At 69.5% G+C, this 1,365-nt stretch carries 1 protein-coding gene; it reads left to right on the top strand.

Going from position 1 to position 1,365, the window contains the following annotated elements:
- Window positions 1-210 precede the first annotated feature (210 nt).
- The coding region (locus IVW53_16030) for an IS66 family transposase (protein ID MBF6607070.1) at window positions 211-1,365 on the top strand (1,155 nt) is incomplete at its 3' end.

Below are 1,365 nucleotides of genomic sequence, written 5' to 3' on the forward strand. Positions count from 1 at the left end.
GTAATTGGATAGCGGGGTCCACCGCCTGGTCGGGTTCCGCGCGTACCGTGGGGAATTCCGGCGCGCGATTCCTCTCAGGGCGGTACGGCGGCTGCGCTTGCAGCGTTGACGGGTGAGGTGTCGGCGCTGCGCAGGGCGGTCGAGTCGCAGGTCGATCGGATCGCGGAACTGACTGAAACGCTGGCCGTGCGCGATGCGCGTGTGGCCGAGTTGGAGAAGCTGTTGGAGGACAGCCGGCGGTCCGGGAAGCGTCAGGCGGCACCGTTCTCGAAGGGTCTGCCGGTCGAGGAGCCGAAGCGGCCGGGGCGTCGGTCGGGGAAGAACCACGGTCAGCATGGGCATCGGGCGGTGCCGGTCGGGCCGGTCGACCGGGAGTTGTCGGCGCCGCTGCCGGCGTGCTGTCCGGGCTGCGGCGGTGTCGTCGACCATGAGCGTGACGTCGAGCAGTTCCAGACCGAGCTGCCCGATGTCCGACCGGTGGTCACCCGGTTCACGATCGGGGTGGGCCGCTGTCGGAACTGCCAGCGGCGGGTCCAGGGCCGACACGTCGAGCAGACGTCGGACGCGTTGGGGGCCGCCGCCAGCCAGATCGGTCCCCACGCCAAGAGCCTGGGCGTGTGGCTCCACTACGCGTTGGGGTTGAGCTTCGCCAAGACCACCCAGGTGCTCGGCCGTCTCGGAGTTCCGGTCACCGCCGGCGCCCTGTCTTCGTCCGCCCAGTCCACCGGCACCGATCTTGTCCCGGTGCACGCCGCCATCGTCGATCGGATCAACACCGCGGCAATGGTCGTGATGGACGAGACCGGCTGGCGGGTCGACGCCGAGGGCGCCTGGCTGTGGACGGCGACCTCGAAAGAGGCGACCGCCTACAACGTGGCCGACGGCCGAGGCTTCGACCAGGCCACCGTGCTCCTCGACGACAACTACACCGGCACCCTCGTCCGCGACGGCTGGGCGGTCTACCGCCGCTACCAGGCCGCCCGCCACCAGACCTGCATCGCCCATCTCCTCCGACGCTGCACCGAGATGGAATCCGACCTGCCGGCATGGGCCAGAGCCACCCCCCGGGAGATCAAGCACATCCTCCTCCAAGCCCTCGACGCCCGCGACCTGCCGGCCGACGAACGCCGGGCCGTCATCGACGACCTGGCCGAACTCATCGAGCTGATCGCCGAAGCCGCCCACCCCCACGACGCCAACCGCCGTCTAGTCAAACACCTCGTCAACGAAGCCGACGCGCTGTTCACCTTCCTCGACGACACCGACATCGACGCCACCAACTGGAGAGGCGAACAAGCCATCCGGCCCGCGGTGGTGAACCGCAAAGTCTGGGGTGGGAACCGGACCTGGCGAGGAGCCGCCACC

The organism is Chloroflexota bacterium (assembly GCA_015478725.1).
Classification (GTDB): Bacteria; Chloroflexota; Limnocylindria; order Limnocylindrales; family CSP1-4; genus C-114.